Source organism: Bacillus sp. 05T31 (genome assembly GCF_056396725.1).
On record NZ_JBFTMA010001083.1, the window covers coordinates 1 to 964 of the forward strand.

At 37.7% G+C, this 964-nt stretch carries 1 protein-coding gene and 1 pseudogene; both read right to left on the reverse strand.

Annotation, left to right across the window (positions count from 1 at the left end; genetic code table 11):
* Positions 1 to 47: 47 nt before the first annotated feature.
* Positions 48 to 668 carry a replication-relaxation family protein gene (locus tag AC1DJR_RS31495; RefSeq protein ID WP_477004414.1) on the reverse strand — a complete coding sequence of 207 codons (621 nt, stop codon included), beginning with the start codon at positions 666 to 668 and terminating at the stop codon, positions 48 to 50.
* Positions 610 to 964: pseudogene (locus AC1DJR_RS31500) on the reverse strand (FtsK/SpoIIIE domain-containing protein); the annotation flags it as partial. The gene AC1DJR_RS31495 and the pseudogene AC1DJR_RS31500, both read right to left, overlap by 59 nt.

Genomic DNA, 964 nt, shown 5'->3' on the forward strand with positions numbered 1-964 from the left:
ACTATAGGGTTCTAAGGTTTTAATACTGTATGTTTTTTATATAGGTTTTAAACACCTGGGACAACATACACCTTTGCATATACATCATATTTAGCTGCAAGTTGCTCCAGCTTTTTTTGTCGATATTCTGTCACTGTAAAGAAATGTATGAAAGGTATTTTCCCGCTATATTTATTTTTATAATATAATGAAAATTCCCTATAACGACTCATCTTTTCCGCGTTCACATTCATCATCTGAGTCCGATCTATTTCTACAGCATTTAATATCCCTTCTGCATCTCGAAACTTCACATCAGGAATAATTGTCTTCTTTTTATCATCTACTTTATAACGTATAGGTGTTTCTATCTGCCAGTCATCCGGACAAAACAGATAGAGCCATGCTTCATTTCTCATTAAGCTGTGCGCTAATCGACTATTTGGTACAATCTTTTCTGTATCGTCGAATAGTTCACGGCCCTTTTTATTTAAGTAATACACGTACTCTTTTTGATACACCGTGTTATTTACGTACTGACTAAGGTCTTTTAAAATACGGTTCGCGTTACGAATCCCACCCATTTTATGCACCGCCATTAAATGCCTACGTGTTGCGAACTTCAGCTTTCTAATCGAGGTCAAAATCGTCATCTGACGGTTTATTTTGATATGAGTCTGGATGTTCATCTTTCTTCACCTCGTATTGTTTTAGATGTTCCCACATAACCTTATCATCGATATACGGGACCTGTATCTCCGTTAGATTCTCCTTCATATAAATCGCACGCCCCTGAATTGAAGGTAAGTTTTCTAATCCAGATTGATCAATAACAACTTCTGATGCCACACGTGTCGGCAATCGAAAACCTAATTTCGCATTGGCCATTTGTTTGATTACTCGAGGCAATGTATCAGCTGTAGGATACTGCGTACAAAAGATTATTCGGAAACCTAGTGCCCCACCAACGCGTGCAATATGGCTT

Coding starts and splice junctions, on each gene's coding strand:
- AC1DJR_RS31495 (WP_477004414.1), bottom strand. CDS start 668: ATGAACATCCAGACTCATATCAAAATAAACCGTCAGATGACGATTTTG.